Origin of the sequence: Moritella sp. PE36, from assembly GCF_000170855.1 — a bacterium.
Taxonomy (GTDB): Bacteria; Pseudomonadota; Gammaproteobacteria; order Enterobacterales; family Moritellaceae; genus Moritella.
On sequence record NZ_ABCQ01000028.1, the window covers coordinates 1 to 20,047 of the forward strand.

The 20,047-nt window shown below is 41.1% G+C and carries 18 protein-coding genes; 4 read left to right on the forward strand and 14 right to left on the reverse strand.

What is annotated here, in order from left to right; genetic code table 11:
* Together PE36_RS14765 and lpxH are read left to right on the forward strand one after the other, a co-directional pair.
* The coding region (locus PE36_RS14765; protein ID WP_006032845.1) for a peptidylprolyl isomerase at positions 1–383 on the forward strand (383 nt) is incomplete at its 5' end.
* Positions 384–512: 129 nt separating this feature from the next.
* Positions 513–1,250 carry a UDP-2,3-diacylglucosamine diphosphatase gene (lpxH, locus tag PE36_RS14770; protein WP_006032846.1) on the forward strand — a complete coding sequence of 246 codons (738 nt, stop codon included), beginning with the start codon at positions 513–515 and terminating at the stop codon, positions 1,248–1,250.
* A 96-nt stretch (positions 1,251–1,346) separates the two neighbouring features.
* Here the strand turns inward: lpxH and purF are convergent, their stop codons facing one another.
* From purF to fabB, 10 genes are all read right to left on the reverse strand, one after another.
* Positions 1,347–2,861, reverse strand: coding sequence for an amidophosphoribosyltransferase (gene purF / locus PE36_RS14775; RefSeq protein ID WP_006032847.1), 1,515 nt, complete (start codon positions 2,859–2,861; stop codon positions 1,347–1,349).
* A 59-nt stretch (positions 2,862–2,920) separates the two neighbouring features.
* The gene (locus PE36_RS14780) at positions 2,921–3,430 is read right to left on the reverse strand and encodes a CvpA family protein (protein ID WP_006032848.1); all 510 of its coding nucleotides are present in this window, start codon (positions 3,428–3,430) and stop codon (positions 2,921–2,923) included.
* 102 nt (positions 3,431–3,532) lie between these two features.
* Positions 3,533–4,144 carry an SPOR domain-containing protein gene (locus PE36_RS14785; protein ID WP_006032849.1) on the reverse strand — a complete coding sequence of 204 codons (612 nt, stop codon included), beginning with the start codon at positions 4,142–4,144 and terminating at the stop codon, positions 3,533–3,535.
* A 6-nt stretch (positions 4,145–4,150) separates the two neighbouring features.
* Complete coding sequence (folC, locus tag PE36_RS14790) at positions 4,151–5,476, reverse strand: bifunctional tetrahydrofolate synthase/dihydrofolate synthase (RefSeq protein WP_006032850.1); 1,326 nt, start codon at positions 5,474–5,476, stop codon at positions 4,151–4,153.
* Between the two features lie 23 nt (positions 5,477–5,499).
* Positions 5,500–6,456, reverse strand: a complete 957-nt coding sequence (accD, locus tag PE36_RS14795; RefSeq protein ID WP_006032851.1) for an acetyl-CoA carboxylase, carboxyltransferase subunit beta — start codon at positions 6,454–6,456, stop codon at positions 5,500–5,502.
* A gap of 346 nt (positions 6,457–6,802) precedes the next feature.
* Entirely contained in the window at positions 6,803–7,594 is a 792-nt protein-coding gene (gene truA, locus PE36_RS14800; protein ID WP_006032852.1) for a tRNA pseudouridine(38-40) synthase TruA, read from the reverse strand.
* Positions 7,595–7,746: 152 nt separating this feature from the next.
* Positions 7,747–10,050 (reverse strand): FimV/HubP family polar landmark protein, encoded by a 2,304-nt coding sequence (locus tag PE36_RS14805; protein ID WP_006032853.1) that lies wholly within the window; start codon positions 10,048–10,050, stop codon positions 7,747–7,749.
* Positions 10,051–10,346: 296 nt separating this feature from the next.
* A complete protein-coding gene (locus tag PE36_RS14810; RefSeq protein WP_006032854.1) occupies positions 10,347–11,363 on the reverse strand; it encodes an aspartate-semialdehyde dehydrogenase in 1,017 nt (338 codons plus the stop codon).
* A gap of 17 nt (positions 11,364–11,380) precedes the next feature.
* A complete protein-coding gene (locus PE36_RS14815; RefSeq protein ID WP_006032855.1) occupies positions 11,381–12,499 on the reverse strand; it encodes a 4-phosphoerythronate dehydrogenase in 1,119 nt (372 codons plus the stop codon).
* A gap of 161 nt (positions 12,500–12,660) precedes the next feature.
* On the reverse strand, positions 12,661–13,878 hold the full coding sequence (gene fabB, locus PE36_RS14820) for a beta-ketoacyl-ACP synthase I (RefSeq protein ID WP_006032856.1): 1,218 nt from the start codon (positions 13,876–13,878) through the stop codon (positions 12,661–12,663).
* A 452-nt stretch (positions 13,879–14,330) separates the two neighbouring features.
* Here fabB and PE36_RS14825 point away from each other — a divergent pair, with 452 nt between their 5' ends.
* Positions 14,331–15,230, forward strand: coding sequence for a PhnD/SsuA/transferrin family substrate-binding protein (locus PE36_RS14825; RefSeq protein ID WP_043994586.1), 900 nt, complete (start codon positions 14,331–14,333; stop codon positions 15,228–15,230).
* Positions 15,227–17,059 carry a response regulator gene (locus PE36_RS14830; RefSeq protein ID WP_006032859.1) on the forward strand — a complete coding sequence of 611 codons (1,833 nt, stop codon included), beginning with the start codon at positions 15,227–15,229 and terminating at the stop codon, positions 17,057–17,059. The genes PE36_RS14825 and PE36_RS14830 overlap by 4 nt, the downstream gene beginning before the upstream one ends.
* 20 nt (positions 17,060–17,079) lie before the next feature.
* Here the strand turns inward: PE36_RS14830 and nagZ are convergent, their stop codons facing one another.
* From nagZ to PE36_RS14850, 4 genes are all read right to left on the reverse strand, one after another.
* Positions 17,080–18,093, reverse strand: a complete 1,014-nt coding sequence (gene nagZ / locus PE36_RS14835; RefSeq protein ID WP_006032860.1) for a beta-N-acetylhexosaminidase — start codon at positions 18,091–18,093, stop codon at positions 17,080–17,082.
* Complete coding sequence (locus PE36_RS14840; protein ID WP_006032861.1) at positions 18,081–18,968, reverse strand: phosphotransferase; 888 nt, start codon at positions 18,966–18,968, stop codon at positions 18,081–18,083. The genes nagZ and PE36_RS14840 overlap by 13 nt, the downstream gene beginning before the upstream one ends.
* Before the next feature lie 10 nt (positions 18,969–18,978).
* Positions 18,979–19,485, reverse strand: a complete 507-nt coding sequence (locus PE36_RS14845; RefSeq protein ID WP_043994588.1) for a hypothetical protein — start codon at positions 19,483–19,485, stop codon at positions 18,979–18,981.
* A gap of 130 nt (positions 19,486–19,615) precedes the next feature.
* A complete protein-coding gene (locus PE36_RS14850; RefSeq protein WP_006032863.1) occupies positions 19,616–19,969 on the reverse strand; it encodes an HIT domain-containing protein in 354 nt (117 codons plus the stop codon).
* Positions 19,970–20,047: the final 78 nt, after the last annotated feature.

The following is a 20,047-nucleotide window of genomic DNA, read 5'->3' on the forward strand; positions in this document are numbered from 1 at the left end:
CTATCTTTCACCGTGTAATCGATGGCTTCATGGTTCAAGGCGGCGGCATGCTTCCTGGTATGGAAGAGAAAAGTTCAAATGCATGTATCGAAAATGAAGCAGACAATGGTCTGTCGAATAAATTAGGTACATTAGCAATGGCACGTACTTCTGATCCGCATTCAGCAAGTTCACAGTTCTTCATCAACATCAAAGACAACAACTTCCTAGACTTCACAAGCAAGACGTCACAAGGTTGGGGTTACTGCGTATTTGCTGAAGTTGTTGAAGGTATGGACGTGATTGAAAAAATCAAAAAAGTAGCGACTGGCAACAAACTTGGCCACGGTGATGTACCATTAGAAGACATCATCATTACTAAAGTAACTGTAGAAGAAGCTTAATCGCTCACTCAGTTTCTGAAAAATAAATACACTGCTTAGGTAGTGTATTTTTGTATATCAATGGCATTAAATAAGGCAGTAATTATTTAATGCCATTGATATTACTTCCAACAAGGATGATACCAGCACATGACTACTTTGTTTATTTCAGATCTGCACCTTGATGAACGCCGTCCGCAAATTACCCAGTTATTTTTACACTTTCTTGCGACCGAAGCGCGCGAAGCTGACGCACTCTACATTTTGGGCGACCTATTTGAATTTTGGTCAGGTGATGATATTCGCAATACCCTTAACAATAGTGTTAAAAATGGACTTAAAGCCTTAACCGACAGTGGCATCAAATGCTTTTTAGTAAAAGGTAATCGTGATTTTCTGATAAGTAAGCGTTTTGCTAAAGAAACCGGGGTAACGATACTTGGAGATTACACGTCAATTGACCTTGATGGCCAAAAAGTATTGATCGCACATGGTGATACCTTCTGTACGCTTGATGAAAAATACCAAGCATTTCGTACCGCAGTAAATATCCCATGGCGTCAAAAATTATTCACCTGTTTGCCGATCTTCGTACGCGAAGCGATTGCCGATAAAATACGCGGAAAAAGCCAACAAGGTAATCAACAAAAAAGCATGACAATCATGGACGTGACAGAGTCTGAAGTGGTCAACAAGATGCAAGAATATCACTGTGATATTCTAATTCACGGTCATACTCACAAACCAAATATCCATGATGTTCAATTGACAGCTGATAAACTCGGAAAGCGGATCGTACTCGGTGATTGGTTTGACCAAGGCAGTGTGCTTATTTGGCGTGACGGTCAATATGACCTCCAGCAACGTGCATTTTTAAAAGACGCGTAAAAAAGATAACATCGCTCTTATGAATTACAGATCAAAAAAAGGAGCATTACGCTCCTTTTTAAATCACGGTACTAAGTTGTTTAACTCACACTAAGCTTACTCGCCTTCGTTATGAATTTCTAAATTAGCAATTTCTTCTTTTTCTTTGACTATTTTAGCACCATCGTTACGAACATCGTTAAGACGCTGTAAATAAGCAGCATCAATATCACCCGTCACGTATTCACCGCTAAACACTGAGGTTTCGAACTTTTCAATCTCAGGATTGCATTTTGAAACAGCCGCGATTAAATCATCTAGATCTTGGAAAATAAGTGCATCTGCACCGATCATCGTGGCAATCTCATCGACGCTTCGACCATGAGCGATTAGCTCGTCAGTACTAGGCATATCAATACCGTAAACGTTCGGATAGCGCACTTCTGGTGCAGCTGACGCTAAATAAACATTTTTAGCACCCGCTTCACGAGCCATTTCGATAATCTGCTCGGATGTAGTACCACGTACAATTGAGTCATCGACTAATAGTACATTTTTACCAACAAATTCTGATGAAATGGCATTTAATTTACGGCGTACAGATTTACGACGTAACGTTTGTCCTGGCATGATAAACGTACGGCCAATATAACGGTTCTTAACAAAACCTTGGCGGTATGGTAATTCCAGCACTTTTGCAATTTCTAAGGCACTATCACATGACGTTTCAGGAATTGGGATCACCACATCAATGTCAATATCAGCCCATTCGCGCTTAATTTTTTGACCGAGTTTCTCGCCCATTGCAAGACGTGATTCGTAAACCGATACCTTATCAATGGTTGAGTCTGGACGTGCAAAATAAACAAATTCAAAAATACATGGGTTATGCTTTGCATCTTTAGCACAGTGCGCACTAAATAGCTCACCTTCGTCAGTAATATAAACCGCTTCACCTGGTTCAATATCACGTACAAAATTAAAACCGACTGCATCAAGTGCAACAGATTCAGAAGCAACCATATATTCTTTTTGTGTGCCTTCGTTACGCATACCTAATACTAACGGACGAATACCATTAGGATCACGAAAAGCAACCAGACCATGATTAATAATCAGTGATACCACAGCATAAGCACCGCGTGCTTGCTTGTGTACAGCTGTAATTGCAGTAAAAATATCTTCTGCAGTCAAATGTAAACTTGGGCATTTATCTAATTCATGCGCCATAACATTAAGTAATACTTCTGAATCAGACGTGGTATTAATGTGACGACGGGCTTTATGAAATTGATCTTCTTTTAATTGGGCGGCGTTGGTTAGATTTCCGTTATGAGCAAGGGAAATACCGAACGGAGAGTTAACATAGAAAGGTTGAGCCTCTGCAGCGCTCGAGCTTCCTGCTGTAGGGTATCGAACATGACCGATACCAATATTACCTTTCAAACGCTGCATATGTTTAGCTTCGAATACATCGCTCACTAAACCATTTGCTTTGCGCTGCCTAAAGTTTCCATCACTTAAGGTTACAATCCCTGCAGCATCCTGTCCACGATGCTGTAATACTGTTAATGCGTCATAGATAGACTGATTAACAGGGGTTGTAGAAACAATGCCAACAATTCCACACATAACCTAAATTCCTCGTTTACTGTGCTTTCGATAAAATGCTATTTATAACGTTTCACTTGTCATAAACCCTGCATGTTGTCCCATGCAGAAGCTTGATGTTCAAAAAACCATTTAATGAGTGGTTTTAACTCAGCTATTAGTGGCGAGCCCTGCCACCAAGCCGTTTCCGGGAAACTGGTGAATAACTGTAAAAATAACAGTAACACGCACACCACTAATACTCCTCGGGCAATACCAAAGCATACACCGAGTAATCTATCCGTACCTGACAAGCCCGTTTTATCGACTAGCTGACCAAGTATGTAATTTAACAAAGCCCCTAACATAAGGGTCGAAATAAATAATAGCGCTATCGCCACGCCATTTTTAACTAACTGTTCACTGAACGCGGCACTAAACGCATCGAAATTTTCTAAGTAAGCAGCGATATCTTGATAATAAAAACGAGATATAAAGAAAGCACAAAACCAAGTGCAAAGAGAGAACGCTTCCTTGACAAAACCACGTACTAAACTTATCACTGAAGATAAACCAACAACACCTAAGATAAGGTAATCAATCCATGCCATGTTTTGTTCCACTCATTTGAAATTCGCGCCATTGTAACAAGTTAGATCCGAGATTGATAATAGTTAAAAACAAAAAAACCGACATAAATGTCGGCTTTTTAATTACTTGTCTCGTGGGTCAAATTTTTCAATGACACCTTTCAAACCAGTGATTTTTTGTAATTTTGGCAATAAACGCTTTAACTCATTTTTGTCAACATTAGGCCCCACATAGAGTCTGTTTAACTGACCCGCCTTTTTATAACGTGGGAGTCGGTAGGCATCAAATCCAGCCTTCCTGATTTTTTTAACTAAATCATCGACGGCGGCTGAATTTTTAAACGTACCCAAACGAAGACTCCAACTATTACCGACTGGTGGTATCACCTTTACGGTTTTAACTGGCTTAACTAATGGGGCGAGCTTCTGCGTTTTAGCGATAACCCTTGGTGTTGAAACCCTTTTTTCAACTTTATCTACTGAGGTTAAGTTGACTGTCGGCGCTGGTTCAACGAGTAACTCAGTATCGACTACTTCATTATCGAATGAATTATGTTCTAACGAATCAAAGTTAACGGGATCCGCCAGTTCAACAAGCGCTGGGCGCAAAGGAATACTCGCGGTATTCTCACGATACGTTATCTTCTGACCATCCAGTAAGTCAGGTAAAAAGATAATACCAATCGCCACTAAAATGATAGTGCCGACTAAGCGATGTTGAAATGTCGATGCCACGTTTATTTAACCACTTATATGTTGGATAATTTCCGCTACCGTGAAAAATGAGCCGAAACCAATAATAATATCATTACAATCAGCGCTTTGGTTTGCTGATTGCCAAGCTTTCGCTATTGTATCATGACTCATAGGCTGCTGCCTAAGGCTATCACGGCTTTTACTATTCTGTTGCATTGCTGCAACTAATCCCTGCTCAATTTGCTGACAGGGTGCAGCTCGTTCCCCCTGCAATGCCGCTAGGTGCCAACAATCGATAACGTCAGTTAACGCTGCCAAGCTTGCCGCAATATCTTTATCTTTAAGCATACCGACCACAGCAATGATCTTCACTGGTGAGCTAGCCTGTTGTTTTAAACGTGTAAGCTGCGAGGCTAAATAACGTGCTGACTCAGGATTGTGTGCGACATCTAAAAACTGTTGCGGTGATGTGCCTAATTGCTGCATACGACCCGGTAATCTCGCACTGGCAACACCACTGTGGATCGCAGTATCAGGCACTGTTAACCCTAATGCTTGAATAGCGGCGATCGCCGTTGCTGCATTTTGCAATGGCAACTGCGGGATCTCTAGTGCAGTAAATGTTAATGCGCTAGCATCTTGCTGCTCGGTTGGATTTGATTGCCAGTCCCAGGTGTCTGCGTGCTGCGTATAATAATAATCACGATTAACGGCAATCAGATCTGCACCAACTTCCTCAGCATACGCTGCAATTGTCGATGGTGGGTTGATAACGCCACAAATGGCTTTTTTACCAGCGCGAAAAATACCGGCTTTTTCCCGTGCAATCACCGCTTTATCTGTGCCTAACCAATCGGCATGGTCAATATCGATTGTGGTCACAACGGCAACATCAGCAGATACAATGTTCGATGCATCTAAACGGCCACCCAACCCCACTTCGAGGATAACCACATCGAGTGCCGCATCTTGAAATAACTTCAAGGATGACAATGTCGTAAATTCAAAATACGTTAATGTAGTATCGCCACGCCCCGCTTCGATAAACGCAAAGGAGTCAGCGTGAGCTTGCGCGGTGAGCATTTTACCATTAACGCGAACACGCTCTCGATAATCTTGAATATGTGGAGAACTTGTTACCCCGACATTGAAGCCTGCATCAAGTAAAATACGTTCTAAGAAGGCGCAAGTAGAGCCTTTGCCGTTTGTGCCAGCAACCGTAATCACTTTAGCAGCAAATGTCGTTAATGCGAGATCTGCAGCAACACGCCCTATTCGACCTAATCCCATTTCAATATTAACAGGATGAATACTTTCTAAATAGCAAAGCCAGTCTGCGAGAGACTGGCTTTTATTAATACTGTTCAACATCGGTAATAGTTACTCGTCAGTGTTTACTCGTTAATGTTTTGAGCGTCACTTGGCGTCTTAATTTCATCGGCTGCTGGCACAATAACAGGTGTCGTTTCTGTACTTGCTGCTGCAGTCTTGATGTGATCAGACGTTTCCAAGTTCATCATCTTCGCTAATAAGCCTGCAAGTTTATCACGCATTTCACGACGATCAACAATCATATCGATCGCGCCTTTCTCTAGCAAGAATTCGCTACGTTGGAAACCTTCTGGTAATTTTTCGCGTACGGTTTGCTCAATAACACGTGGGCCAGCAAAACCAATCAGCGCTTTTGGCTCAGCAATGTTAACGTCACCTAGCATGGCTAAACTTGCAGATACGCCACCCATTGTTGGGTCTGTCAGCACCGAAATATAAGGTAAACCTTTGGCTGATAGCTTCGCTAACGCTGCACTCGTCTTCGCCATTTGCATTAATGAGAATAATGCTTCCTGCATACGCGCACCGCCACTGGCAGAAAAACAAATTAACGCACGGTTTTCAGCCATACATACATTGATTGCAGCAACAAAACGAGCACCAACAACGGTTGCCATCGAACCGCCCATAAATGAGAATTCAAATGCACAAACAGCAACGGGAATACCTTTAACCGTCCCTTTTTCTACGACCAATGCATCTTTTTCGCCAGTTGTTTTTTGCGCGTTAGATAAACGATCTTTATATTTTTTGGTATCGCGGAATTTCAACTTATCACTTGGCTCAAATTCAGCACCAATTTCAATTCGGCCATCTTTATCAAGCAATTTATTGAGGCGTTCACGTGCATTCACGCGCATATGATGATCGCATTTAGGGCAAACGCCTAGATTACGCTCAAGTTCTGCATGGTATAAAACCTGATCACAAGAGGAACACTTGGTCCACACACCTTCAGGAATATTACGGCGCGCAGTTGCGCTCTTGCTTTTTGGTAGTATTTTTTCAATCCAGCTCATGAACCCTACTTATAATTTGTTCTAATTAATTGAAGTATATGATGTTAAATGCGTTGTTAATACGATGATGAGAAAAATTTCAAAATCAATTAACAAAAATTAATGCGTTAAGTCGATGTTCATCAAACTCAACAATACTTCACATTTATCGTGTAATACAATTAAATCACAAATTATCCAATAAGTTTATATAAAACTGGTCATACCCTTGTGACTTCCCATCCAAATTTAATAAAAAGTCACCTCCCAGAATCAATATTAGCGATTTAAAATCGCTTTATTCTGCACGCTGGTAATGATTGGTGCTTTAAATTAAAATCAATTTAATTGCAATTAAAGCAATCAGTTAAAATTGTTCTGGTAAAAACAGTGGCCCTACAGCAGGTCTCGGAAGGTTAAACTGACTTGGGTAATCAACTTCGACCATGTACAGACCTTCCGCTTTACTTGTTGCAGCGGCAACAGAACGATCTTTACCGGCTAATAACTCAGCAATCCAAGATACTGGTTTGTTACCTTTACCGACTTCCATTAATGAACCGGCTAAATTTCTCACCATATGATGTAAAAATGCATTCGCCTTCACATCAATAATAATGTACGAATTTTGGCGAATCACATTAATATGGTGCATGGTTTTAATCGGACTTTTGGCTTGACAATGTTTCGCACGGAAAGAGGTGAAATCATGTTCGCCCACTAATTGCTGCGCCGCTTCATGCATCAATTCAACATCAATATCACCGTAGTAATGACTAACACCAGCACTCAAAATTGCAGGGCGTAACTGGCTGTTATAGATAATATAACGATAACGTCGAGCGGTAGCGCTAAAACGTGCGTGAAACTCTTCATCGACTTCTAGTGCCCAACGAACAGCAATATCGTCAGGTAGATTAGCATTCACACCCAGCGTCCAAGCAACGTCTTGACGTACAGCGTCAGTATCAAAATGCACAACTTGACCGGTACCATGAACACCAGAGTCGGTACGTCCAGCGCAATGAACTCTCACGGGGTGGTTCGCTACGCGTGACAATGCATCTTCCAATTTTTCTTGTACACTGATCACGTCTTTTTGTCGTTGCCAACCGTAATACTTACTACCGTCATATTCTATACCGAGTGCAATTCGCATTTTTATTCCAACTTAAACTTTCATTAATTTCTTAAAACAAAAAGCGGTGACTCTCGTCACCGCTTTACTAAATATTACACAATAATTGTATTCGCCGATTATACCGCTTCAAGTTACAACTTGAAAGTAGCTAGCGCTCGATAGTCAAATACTCATAGTCGGCTCAGCAGCTTATTCACTTCCGCTTGCTGAACAGTATCACCAGCACCGGCTAATGGCTCTAAAATTGATTTCGCGCCTTCTTTATCTTCAATTTCAAGATAAGCACGGGCAAGATCTAATTGCGCACTAAAGCGATTAGTCTCATCATCAATAGCAACAGTATTACTATCAAGCAGTGTATTGCTGTACTCATCAAGCCCTACGTCTAGTTTTACTTGATCGTAAGGTTCATTTTCAATATTGGTGGGTTGTTGAGAAGCTTCATTTAACAATTTATCAATATCAATAAACTCTTCAGCTTGTGCAGCTGCAACATCAATAGGCGCTTGCTCACTTGGTGCTTCGCTAAATGCGTTAGGGCTGTACTCCGCCAACATCGCTTCAATATCATCTACTGGTTTATCGTTAGAAGCAGGTGGGTTTGCTACTTCAGGCGCTTTATTCGCAGTGCCGTCAAGTTCAGCGAGCATTTCATCGACAGTCTGGCCATGCGCTTGAGGCAGTTCATCGTTATCTGCCGCTATATCCTTCGCAGGCACATCAACCCCAGCACTTGCCAAAATACTATCGATATCATCAACTTCAACATCAAGGTTATTGTCATTGTTCGATAATTCTGTGTCTGTGGGCGTTGCGATATTGGTGTCGAATCCCGTTTCAGCCAATAGACTATCGATGTCATCCATATCGACTATTTGCTGGTCATCTAGATTAGCCGAGACACTCTCAGCGTTGGATTGCCCGATAGCATCCAGCCCTGCATCAGCTAAAAGACTATCGATATCATCCATCGCAACAGCTTCGTTCTGCGCCGGAACCTGCGGCTCATTATTTGAAATATCCTCAACTTCCGCTTGAGCGACTGCTTCTAGCTCAGCTTCTGCGAGGATGCTATCAATATCGTCCATGTTCACAAATTCATCATTTACTACAGACGGTGATTCAGGAGCTTGTGCTTTACTTAACTTAAATTGCTCTAACATTGAATCAACTTCAGCTAAGTCTTCATCTAACGTTTGGGGCTTAGTGGTCGGTTGTTCTGGGATCAGACTTGGTTCGTCAAGCTCTTCACGCCAGCTTAAATCGGGTGTTATACTGTCATTTTCAAAGCTGGTACTTTCATCATCTAATGTTAAGTCAATATCACTAAAATCGTTATCGTTCAAATTTAACTCTGGCATCACAGGCGCTTGTTCAATCACTTCTGCCACAATCGGCGCTGCTGATTGGGTGACAATAGGCTCAGCCGGTGAGTTATCATGCGCCTCGGTAAATGAAGTCGCTTCCTGTTCCATTTGTAAATTGAAATTTGGTTCCGCCAACGTATTTATCTCGTTATTGGGTTTATCTTCTGCTACTCGCGCCTCTTCAGGCATAGCACTATCAACAGCCGAGTCAGTAGAATAGTTGTCGGCATTAAGATAATCACTGAGCTCGTCAACCGTGTTGTCTGTATCAAACATCACATTATCTTCAATATTATGCTTCTGGTCATGTCTATTTTTTAACCATAAAGCTAACCAAATAAGAGATAACAACGAGAATAACCCCGATACGCTGCCGATTAACCACCAGTTATTTTGGGATTCAGCTTCCAGAACCGCTTGTTGTTTCGCCTCTTCAATCGTCGCTTGTTGCTCACTAATCTGTGCGTTTTGTTGCTCAATTAAGGCTTTCAAATCTGCTTTTAATTGATTATCCATCGCCATTTGTTCTTTCAGTTCAGCGAGTTCCATACGGATACTTTCAAGCTGTAACTTAAGGCGACGATTAGTTTCACTTGATAATAGGAGGTGTTCATTACTTTCTGATAACTCACCTTGCAGTAAAGCCAGTTTATCTCGGTCGTGTTTATTTTTAGGGATAGCCTTCGAATTTGAGGTTGCAGGCTTACTTGCGGCAGTCGATTTAGCTTTCGAGTCTGATTTCTTTGTCAGCTGGCGCTTTAGCCTCGAACCGTCTGTGGCTTGTATTTCAGCTGCACTTGGGATCTTCAGTATGCTGCCATCAATCATCTTGTTGATGTCACCGTCTAAAAATGCATGTGGGTTAAGCGCTAAGATTGCAGCCATGGTTTTATATAAACTCAAGCTGTTATTGGGCCTTGTCGCCGTTGCAACAGACCATAATGTATCGGCTTTGACAACAGGGCCATAGCGTCCAGGAGATGACGGAGTATGAACTTCAGGACCTTTTAATTGAAGCACAAATCCATTTGAATTAGCTGCAATACTCGCCATAGGAATCAGCAGAAATAAAACAACCCATTTTAACTTAGATAAACCCGATATCATTGCTAACCCTTACTATGAAACAACACCAACACACTTAAAATTAATATAACATATCCGAAATCCCAGTATACACATGAATTCACTGGTATCTTCATATATACCCAAGTTACTTCAAGATGCTATATCAGAGACGAGCAGGTATAACTATTCTAATGGTTAATTTTAATAAAAAAAATTTGTGAATTGAAACTATGATACAAATCAGAAAAATAAACTACAAATAAAAAAATAGCACCCAATATTGGGTGCTAAACATGCAATTTAAATAAATTCCTAGCCAAAGGCTAAACTTACTCTTACAGGTAATCGCGAATTAATAACTCTGCAATTTGCACACTGTTCGTTGCAGCACCCTTACGGATGTTATCGCCTACAACCCACATGTTAATACCACTCGCATGTGAGATATCTTCACGAATACGACCAACAAACACGTCATCATGACCCGCAGAGTCAGAAACTGGTGTTGGATAGTCTTCTTCATTTTCAATCAGTTTAACACCAGGTGCATTACGCATCAATGAACGCACTTCTTCAGCACTGATCGGTGTACGCGTTTCTAAATGGATCGCTTCTGAGTGACCATAGAATACCGGTACACGTACCGCGGTTGGATTAACCATAATGCTGTCGTCAGCAAAAATCTTTTGCGTTTCCCACACCATTTTCATTTCTTCTTTGGTATAGCCATTATCCGTGAACACATCAATTTGTGGGATCACGTTAAATGCAATTTGCTTTGGATATACTTTAGTTTCAACTTCACGTCCATTTAATAGACTGGCAGTTTGACCTGCTAGTTCATCAATTGCGCTTTTACCTGAACCCGATACCGCTTGATATGTTGCTACGTTAATACGTGAAATACCCACTTCATCATGGATAGGTTTCAATGCAACTAACATTTGAATTGTAGAGCAGTTTGGATTCGCGATAATGCCACGGTTTGTATATTGCGCAATTGCTTCTGGGTTTACTTCTGGCACAACCAGAGGAATATCATCGTCATAACGGAAGTGTGAGGTGTTATCAATAACGACGACACCCGCATCAGCTGCAATTGGTGCCCATTTTTCTGACACAGAACCACCCGCAGAGAACAAACCAATTTTAACTTGGGTCCAATCGAATTCTTCAACATCTAATACTGTAACTTGTTTATTATTGAAGGTGATTTTACCACCGGCACTACGGCTACTTGCTAATGGATAAATATTACCGATTGGAAATTTACGTTCTTGTAAAATTTCCAACATCATTTTCCCTACAGCACCTGTTGCGCCTAATACTGCAACATCATATAGTTGACTCATCAACGACTCCTAAAAAATTATTTGGCAAACCCAAGTTGATACAACGACTCTACCGCATAATGTGACTCATTTACTAGCCTCAATGAGGAAAACTCCCTTCTTTCTAAGTAATTTTTACGCATTTCATCAAAACTACCGGCTTTCATTATGTTTTTTCTAAAAATAGCGTCATCTCGGCGCACATCGTATACCAAATGAACCAAATTTTTAACGAATGTTTGATCTGCACTTTGGTTAATATCAATGCGACTGATCGCTGGCACAGGTAGAATATCACTAATACTCCGATCAGCTTGCAGGCCTAAAAACTTAGCGTAGGCCTGATAAATCATTTCCGTACCACGGGCTTTTCCTTCAAGGCTATAGCCCGCAATATGCGGTGTAGCAATAACCACGTGCGGGATAAGCTCAAGTAATGGCGTGGGTTCATTTTCCCATACGTCCAATACCAAGGTCATCCCATGTCCTGCTTGTTTTAATGCCAATAACGCCTGATTATCAATCACATCACCACGACCGCTATTAACCAGGATCGCGTCTTGCGCAATATTCGCCAGTAATTCGGCGGTTAATAAATGCTTGGTTTGATTACGGCCTGTTTTAACTAAGGGCACGTGTAAGCAAATGATATCCGCTTGTAATGCTTGCTCTAAACTAACAAACCCCGTCAGGTCTTCTTTTTCAACGCGAGGTGGATCGCATAACATCACCTGTCCACCTAAAGCCGTTAGTCTGCTGACCGTTTGCGAACCTGTATTACCAACACCAATAACCGCAATAGATTTATCTGCTAAGGCGAAACTTTGCTGCTCAGCTAATACTAATAATGCGCTGCAAACATAGTCGCCAACGGATGCGGCATTACACCCTGGCGCATTGGTATATTCAATGTTTCGTTGCTGTAAGCAAACTTGGTCTAAATGGTCGATACCAATCGTGGCGGTCCCCACGAACGCTAATTTATTGGCTTGAGCAAGTAATTCGTCGTTCACTTGCGTGACAGAACGTACCATCAAGGCATCTACATCGTGTAAATCCTCTGCTTGAATTGTACGGCCAGATAAAGGCACTACTTCACCAAACTGAGAAAACAGTTCGGTTGCATAAGGCATATTCTCATCAACTAGGATCTTCATTTAAGTATTCTCTTAATAATACGACTAGCGTCATTTTGCGCGTTGTGAAGATAAAAAAAAAGCCCATTTATCAATAATCTGATAAATGGGCTTACAGTGTCTTCATCACGGTAGTATGTACCGTCACTGAAACCTTGTTATTTAAGCGCTTTAATGCACAATTATTTAGTAAATTTACTAAATACTAGCGTCGCATTCGTCCCGCCGAAACCAAAGCTGTTCGACATTACGTTCGTTAGTTCGGCATCAATTGCCTGACCTGAAACGATGTCTAGACCGTCTGCTTTTTCATCAAGGTCTTCAATGTTGGCACTTGCTGCGATAAAGCTATTTTCCATCATGATCAATGAATAAATAGCTTCATGTACGCCTGCCGCACCTAATGCATGGCCAGTCAGTGATTTTGTTGCACTGATTTTTGGTGACTTATGACCAAATACCGCTTGAATCGCTTCAAGTTCTTTTGTATCACCTACAGGTGTCGATGTACCGTGTGTATTTAGGTAATCAATTTCACCGTCTACTGTTTCTAATGCTTGTTTCATACAACGAATAGCACCTTCACCCGATGGCGCGACCATGTCGTAGCCATCTGATGTTGCACCGTAACCGGTGATTTCAGCATAGATAGTTGCGCCACGAGCAAGTGCATGCTCAAGTTCTTCTACGACAACCATACCGCCGCCACCAGAGATCACAAAACCATCGCGGTTTTTGTCATAGGTACGTGATGCTTGTTGTGGTGTGTCGTTATACTTGGTTGATAATGCGCCCATCGCATCGAACTCTAATGCTAATGTCCAGTCAATCTCTTCACCGCCACCAGCAAATACCACATCTTGTTTACCCAATTGGATTTGCTCTACGGCATGGCCAATACAATGCGCACTTGTCGCACATGCCGACGTAATTGAATAGCTTGGGCCTTTAATTTTGAATGGTGTAGCAAGACAAGCAGAAATTGTGCTCGACATAGTACGAGTCACCATATACGGACCCACACGCTTCACGCTTTTATTACGAGCGATATCAACAGAATCAACAACGTTCTTTGATGATGCACCACCTGAACCAGCAATTAGGCCAGTACGTACGTTAGATACTTGCTCTGCTGTTAAACCTGAATCATCAATCGCTTCTTGCATAGCAATATAACTAAAAGCGGCTGCATCACCCATGAAACGCATTGCTTTACGATCAATGATTTCCTTAGGATCAAGATTAACAGAACCGCAGACGTGGCTACGCAAGTTTTGTTCAGCGAATTGTGGTGAAAATTCGATACCACTGTTGCCTGCTTTCAGTGACTCACATACTTCTGCTTTGTTGTTACCGATACTTGATACAATACCGATACCTGTTATAACCGCTCTTTTCATGATATTCCCTAATATAAAATTATTACGTTATTCTTACTTATTTTTTAACGTCATCTGGTCTGCTTTCCCTATAATCGGATAAGATTATGACCGTTTTATTAATTTTTCGCCTAAGGATTAATTATTTTTAATCCAAAAATATCACCTTCCCCTAACAGAAGCCCGACTAGACTCGTTGTCCTATCTAACTTCATTATAGCAAAGTGGCAATTAACCAGTATCCCATTGCTATCAATGATTGTCACCGCCTAAAGATTGCGTGTGATCAAATCATCTGCAATTGTTGTAACTTTTGCTGCTAAAACAACCATGATAGCTTTTTGCATGGTGCTAACAAGATGCAAAGTTGGCAATTTAAGTCAATGTAAACAATCATTAATAATCACACTTTATTAATGCTTTTTGTGAACCCCATAACATCAATTTAATAAATAGTGTCTAAGGAGTCGGATATGACTAGGCAACGATTTGCTCATTTACAGAGCGTGCGTGTTATACACTTTCGCCAACTACTATTGTTGATTACGCTACTGTTTAGTTTTCCGAGCAGCGCCGAGATCAATCTTATTTTTGGTCTATATACATCCGATAAACCAACCACTATGGTCACTAAATTTCGTCCGTTTATTAATACGCTCGAAGCGCAGTTGACACATAAGCTACAACAGCCAGTTCATATTAGAATGCATATATCGAGTAATTATAATGATGGAGTCGAAGCCCTTACCAGTGGCAAAGTTGATTTTTCTCGTCTCGGCCCAGCCTCATATATCACCGCTAAAAATGCCAACGCCGACTTACAACTGCTTGCTATTGAAGCTAAAAAAGGTAAAAAGCGCTTTGATGGTGTGATTGCTGTCCAAACTGATAGCCCGATAACAAAGCCTGAGCAATTAGCTGGTAAGCGATTCGCATTTGGCTCTGAACAATCCACAATTGGCCGCTACTTGTCACAAACTTACCTTGCAGACCATCATATATTCGCCACAGATTTAGCCAAGTTTGACTATTTAGGCAGACACGATGCAGTCGGCGCCGCTGTCGCTGCGGGACGCTATGATGCAGGCGCATTAAAAGAAAGTACATTTAATAAATTACGTAATAAAGGCGTACTACTACGTGAAATAGCACGTTTTCCCAATGTGACTAAACCTTGGGTGGCAAAAGCAGGATTAGACGATGAAATTTTTCAAGCTTTATCTGCATTGTTAATCGCAAGTAATGAATCCAATGCATTATACAAAAACTCACTGAGTAAAAATGGCTTTCTAGCAGGTGATGATAGTGACTATGACATCATACGTAAGTCAATGAAAGATAATCGATTTTTCTCAGTTAACACGATTAAATGACCAAGTTAGATAAATATCTACCGCTCTGGTCCAAGATCCTATTTGCCACCTTGTGTATTACCATCGTCACAAGTTTGGCGGCAGGAGAATTGGCTCGGCGCTTTGAATATAATTACCTAACCAATAACCTAACCTTACAAATACAACAAACATTTAATATCTTATCTGCAACAACTATTGATAGTCTGATCACAGAAGATATCCCGTTACTTGAAACCATCGTGTTACAAATATCATCGAATTATCCCGATATCGAGTTTTTCGCAATTTATAATGAGCTGCAGACAGTGTTAGTCACTTGGGGGACGCTACCAGCAGAAGATAGCCTGCAGCACCAAGTATTTCAACAGCCTGTTATTTTTGGTGGTGAAACCTTTGGCTATATGAAAATAGCAGTCAGCACTGCGCGTTTACAAGCTGATATAACTAAACACGTAAATTTAATTCGCCTACTCATTGCGTTAATACTATTATGCTTAGCGCTCGCGATCTCGTTATTTCTGCACTCCTCAGTACTAAAACCAATAACCAATATCAACAAGCGACTATTACACTTATCACAACTCCATCATACCGATGAACAAATTATATTAGTATCAACCAACGAATTAGACCGTTTAAATGAATCAGTCGACCTTATTCAAGCGTTTACCCATAAGCAAAAACAACGTGAGCAACAATTACACGCAGCAAAAGAACAGGCCATTAATGCGAATACCACCAAATCGACTTTTCTCGCGACCATGAGCCATGAAATAAGAAATCCAATGCATGCTATCTTGGGGGCATTGTCGCTAATCGACAAAAGTGAAATGAATACAGAACAGCAGCATTTTATCGATACTAGCCTAAAGTCAGCGCATATATTACTTGGTTTATTAAACAACATCCTCGATATGTCCAAAATCGAAGCTGGAAAATTACAGCTCGAACATCGCCCTTTTAATATTCAAGAGATCTTGCAAGGTGTCACGAGTGTCCTTGAACCACTCGCGCAGCAAAAACACATCATCTTAAATCATGCCAGCAATATAGAAGCGCCTTTATGGTTGCTCGGTGACGATAATCGCTTAACGCAAATACTCATCAATCTGGCCAATAATGCCATTAAATTCACTCAGCAAGGTCAAGTCAATGTGATGATGAACGTGGTAAAAGAGCCAAACTATACGCAAGTCTGTTTCACCATCAAAGATAGCGGAATTGGTATCTCGGAACATAAGCTAAGCCACATTTTTGATGACTTCGTTCAATCTGATAGCTCTTTTTCACGAGAATACGGAGGCTCTGGCTTAGGTCTTGCTATCTCAAAACAGCTGATTACCTTAATGAAAGGAACCATCACAGTCACCAGCCAATTAAATAAGGGCAGTGAGTTTAGGGTTAAACTAAAACTAGAAAATACCATGGCACCAGTTACTGAGCAACCGGCATCACAAGCTCAAGTCGTCAGAGAAGGCCCTCCCGCTCGCCTGCTTCTCGTTGAAGACAATAAGGCCAATCAATTTATTACCAAAACTATTTTACAACGTGCGGGTTATATTGTGGATGTTGCAGGTAATGGGTTACTTGCTATTGCAGCCTGTGAGAATCAGCATTATCAATTAATATTAATGGATTTACAAATGCCCGAAATGGATGGCTTTGACGCAACGAAAGGGATACGTCAAATGTCTAATATTAATATAAACACACCGATTATCGCAATGACCGCCAACGCCACGACCGAAGACCGAGAGAATACCCTTGCTGTTGGTATGAATGACTTTTTAATGAAGCCTGCAAGTGAAGACCAATTAATGAAAAAAATACATCATTGGTTAAATTGAATATTAACGCAATCTAACCCTTAATTAAATTGCTGATTAAACTTGGCTACCGACGTCGCCGTATCTTGCCATAAGCGGCTATTTTTAAGCTCCGCTAATGAAAAATTACTGGTATGCTTAAGGCCAAAATCATCCGTGGTTAAATTATTATCTAAACCATCGAGTAATGCTTCAACACCCTTGCGATCATTACATGCCAGCAATAAATTACAGCCAGCCCACATCGCCTGCTCCGCACGCGCTAAATAATTACCCGCAACACTGGCACCGTGCATAGATAAATCATCAGAAAAAATAGCACCTTTAAAGTCCAGCTGTTGTCTTAGCACTGTTTGTAGCCAGTATTGAGAGAAACCAGCAGCCTTACTATCGACTTGCTGATAAATAACATGGGCAGGCATAATGGCATCAAGTTGCGCATTAGCAATGAGGGATTTAAATGGCAATAGATCCGTTGCTGTTATGTCAGCTAAGCTGCGTTCATCAATCGGCAGGGCAATATGTGAATCGGCTAACACACTGCCATGACCAGGAAAATGCTTACCCGTGGTTTTCATACCGGCTTTATGCATCCCAATACAAAGCTGTGTGGACAGGTCTGTTACCCAGCTTGGGTCGGCATGGAATGAGCGATCGCCGATGACTTGACTCCCACGCTCTAAATCAAGCACAGGTGCGAAGCTTAAATCAATATCAAACGCTAATAGCTCAGCGGCTAACATCCAACCACATTGCTGGGTAAACTGTTTCGCTGTCTCACGATCATCCGCATATAATTCCGCTATTTTTCCCATTGCCGGGATCCGGGTAAACTGCTCACGAAAACGTTGCACGCGGCCACCTTCGTGATCAACCGAGATCACAATCGGTGCATTAGCGGCTTTACGAATTGATTTAATTAATGCGGTTAACTGAGCATGATCACCATAGTTCCGACTAAACAGGATCAACCCGCCTGTTAATGGGTGCGCTAAGATCTCTTTATCTTCAGTCGTTAATTCATAACCGTTAACATCTACTATTACTGGTCCCACTGCAATTCCTTACTCAATCGGTTAATTTTATCTGTTATGGCATATTCAGATTGCTGCCATAATCTTAAATAGGTGGCATCTTTATCTTGCTGATACATGACAATACACCACAACAAAGTCATCATTTCCACGACAACAGCCATCACATCTAATTGCTCGAATGTCACTTTCGCGGCGGGATAATACTGATTGTAATACCTTATAAACAGCGCCTGCTGAGCGTCTTGCCACTCGAATGTCTGAAACAAGGTGGCAATATCAAAATCACAATGACCCGCCGCGGCAAATTCCCAATCCAACAAATATAACTTAGCCTGCTCATCTTCAATAAAATTCAATGGGTTCATATCATGATGACAAAAACCCAATCTATTCGCAGGTAAATGTTGCTCAATTAAATCAATAACAAGTGTCAACTGCTGTGCGAGTTGCACCGTTTTAAATTCAGTATTAAGTGTCTGATAATAATGCTGGAGGCGCTCGACCATATCAAGGTGATGGCTAGGCATAGGTTGCTGGTGAAGCATGGCGACTAATTGGGCTAATTTTTCAATATTTTCATCTCGAACTTGCGCGGTTTGATCCCAATGCTCACCAGTAACCCAATCACAAATCATCCCCTGTTTATGCTTAACAATAACATTCGGCGCTAAACCAATATTTGCGGCTTGAATTTGCGCGGCGTATTCGAGCTCAACATCATTATCCATACCAAGATAAGTCGCGGAAAACTGGCGGACAAAGTAGCGGTTGTTCAGACCATGTTGTTGAAACTGCAATCGATAATTATGATTGCTTAAACCACCTGGTACCGGCGTTAAAGAAAATGATTCGGGGCTAAATTGCACGACAAATTCAGGTACTTTTTTCATCATATATGTAGAGTCATAATAAGATCACCCGGCTAACTTGCGCTTCAATCGTGTTGAAACGGTTATTAATCAATTTAATCATTAACGTATGCTTATTGATGGTGTTTTCAACTTTCACAATATTAATCACTAATGAATAACTACTTTCTATACTTTCTATAAAATCAGTATTGTTGCTACGCAGACGTTGTTGCTCAGTGATAATATGAATATCAAACCAGTTGAGTTGCGCCAGTGTTTCAGCACTGGCACGTTGTAGTTCTTGATGAGTAATTGGGAGCGTAACCGCACTATTAGGATAAGTAATATAAAGGCGTTGACCATGCTCAAAAGTACCTTGCACAAAGAAAGCTTGCTGCAATAATACCCAGTTTAGCTCTCGCACTTGTGTGGTTAACGGGTGTTCTTGTATCGTCTCCAGCTGGATTGTCATCACTTGTTGATACGGTGTTGCTGGTGATGTACAAGCAGTAACGAATAATGCACTCAGCAGAGACATTAATGTGAGAATCCATTTCATGTACACTCCCCCCAACGTTACAGATAGTGAATAAGATGACCGATACAAAATGTCATGAGATAAGCGGTCATCTTGATGCTGTGTGACGAACTGTCAATAAACAGACTTTATTTTCTCATTGTATTGCGTACTATTTTATAGTAACCATAGCACCGAGCTGTTCGCCACCAACAAGGTGCATATGTAAGTGGTAAACCTCTTGTCCACCATGCTTGTTGCAATTAACGATAAGACGGTAGCCATTTTCAGCGATACCTTCCTGCTCGGCAATTTTTCGTGCCACAGTAAACAAACGCCCTAGTACTAACTCGTCGGCTTCGCATACGTCATTCGTCGTAGGGATCAGCTTATTAGGGATAATTAATACATGTGTTGATGCTTTTGGATTAATATCACGAAATGCAGTCACTAACTCATCTTGGTAGAGAATATCGGCTGGGATGTCTTTATTAATGATCTTGCGAAAAATCGTTTCTTCTGCCATTTTTAACTCCATTTCAAAATTAATTTATTCAATAATAAGTACTTCAATAATAAGTGAAAACAAATACAAATACACCTG

What these genes read in the sequence shown, in the direction of transcription:
- PE36_RS14810 (WP_006032854.1), bottom strand. Translation starts at nt 11,363, where the DNA reads ATGAGTCAACTATATGATGTTGCAGTATTAGGCGCAACAGGTGCTGTA.
- PE36_RS14840 (WP_006032861.1), bottom strand. Translation starts at nt 18,968, where the DNA reads ATGATGAAAAAAGTACCTGAATTTGTCGTGCAATTTAGCCCCGAATCA.
- PE36_RS14805 (WP_006032853.1), bottom strand. Translation starts at nt 10,050, where the DNA reads ATGATATCGGGTTTATCTAAGTTAAAATGGGTTGTTTTATTTCTGCTG.
- PE36_RS14825 (WP_043994586.1), top strand. Translation starts at nt 14,331, where the DNA reads ATGACTAGGCAACGATTTGCTCATTTACAGAGCGTGCGTGTTATACAC.
- PE36_RS14830 (WP_006032859.1), top strand. Translation starts at nt 15,227, where the DNA reads ATGACCAAGTTAGATAAATATCTACCGCTCTGGTCCAAGATCCTATTT.
- purF (WP_006032847.1), bottom strand. Translation starts at nt 2,861, where the DNA reads ATGTGTGGAATTGTTGGCATTGTTTCTACAACCCCTGTTAATCAGTCT.
- PE36_RS14815 (WP_006032855.1), bottom strand. Translation starts at nt 12,499, where the DNA reads ATGAAGATCCTAGTTGATGAGAATATGCCTTATGCAACCGAACTGTTT.
- truA (WP_006032852.1), bottom strand. Translation starts at nt 7,594, where the DNA reads ATGCGAATTGCACTCGGTATAGAATATGACGGTAGTAAGTATTACGGT.
- PE36_RS14845 (WP_043994588.1), bottom strand. Translation starts at nt 19,485, where the DNA reads ATGAAATGGATTCTCACATTAATGTCTCTGCTGAGTGCATTATTCGTT.
- PE36_RS14780 (WP_006032848.1), bottom strand. Translation starts at nt 3,430, where the DNA reads ATGGCATGGATTGATTACCTTATCTTAGGTGTTGTTGGTTTATCTTCA.
- PE36_RS14850 (WP_006032863.1), bottom strand. Translation starts at nt 19,969, where the DNA reads ATGGCAGAAGAAACGATTTTTCGCAAGATCATTAATAAAGACATCCCA.
- accD (WP_006032851.1), bottom strand. Translation starts at nt 6,456, where the DNA reads ATGAGCTGGATTGAAAAAATACTACCAAAAAGCAAGAGCGCAACTGCG.
- lpxH (WP_006032846.1), top strand. Translation starts at nt 513, where the DNA reads ATGACTACTTTGTTTATTTCAGATCTGCACCTTGATGAACGCCGTCCG.
- fabB (WP_006032856.1), bottom strand. Translation starts at nt 13,878, where the DNA reads ATGAAAAGAGCGGTTATAACAGGTATCGGTATTGTATCAAGTATCGGT.
- folC (WP_006032850.1), bottom strand. Translation starts at nt 5,476, where the DNA reads ATGTTGAACAGTATTAATAAAAGCCAGTCTCTCGCAGACTGGCTTTGC.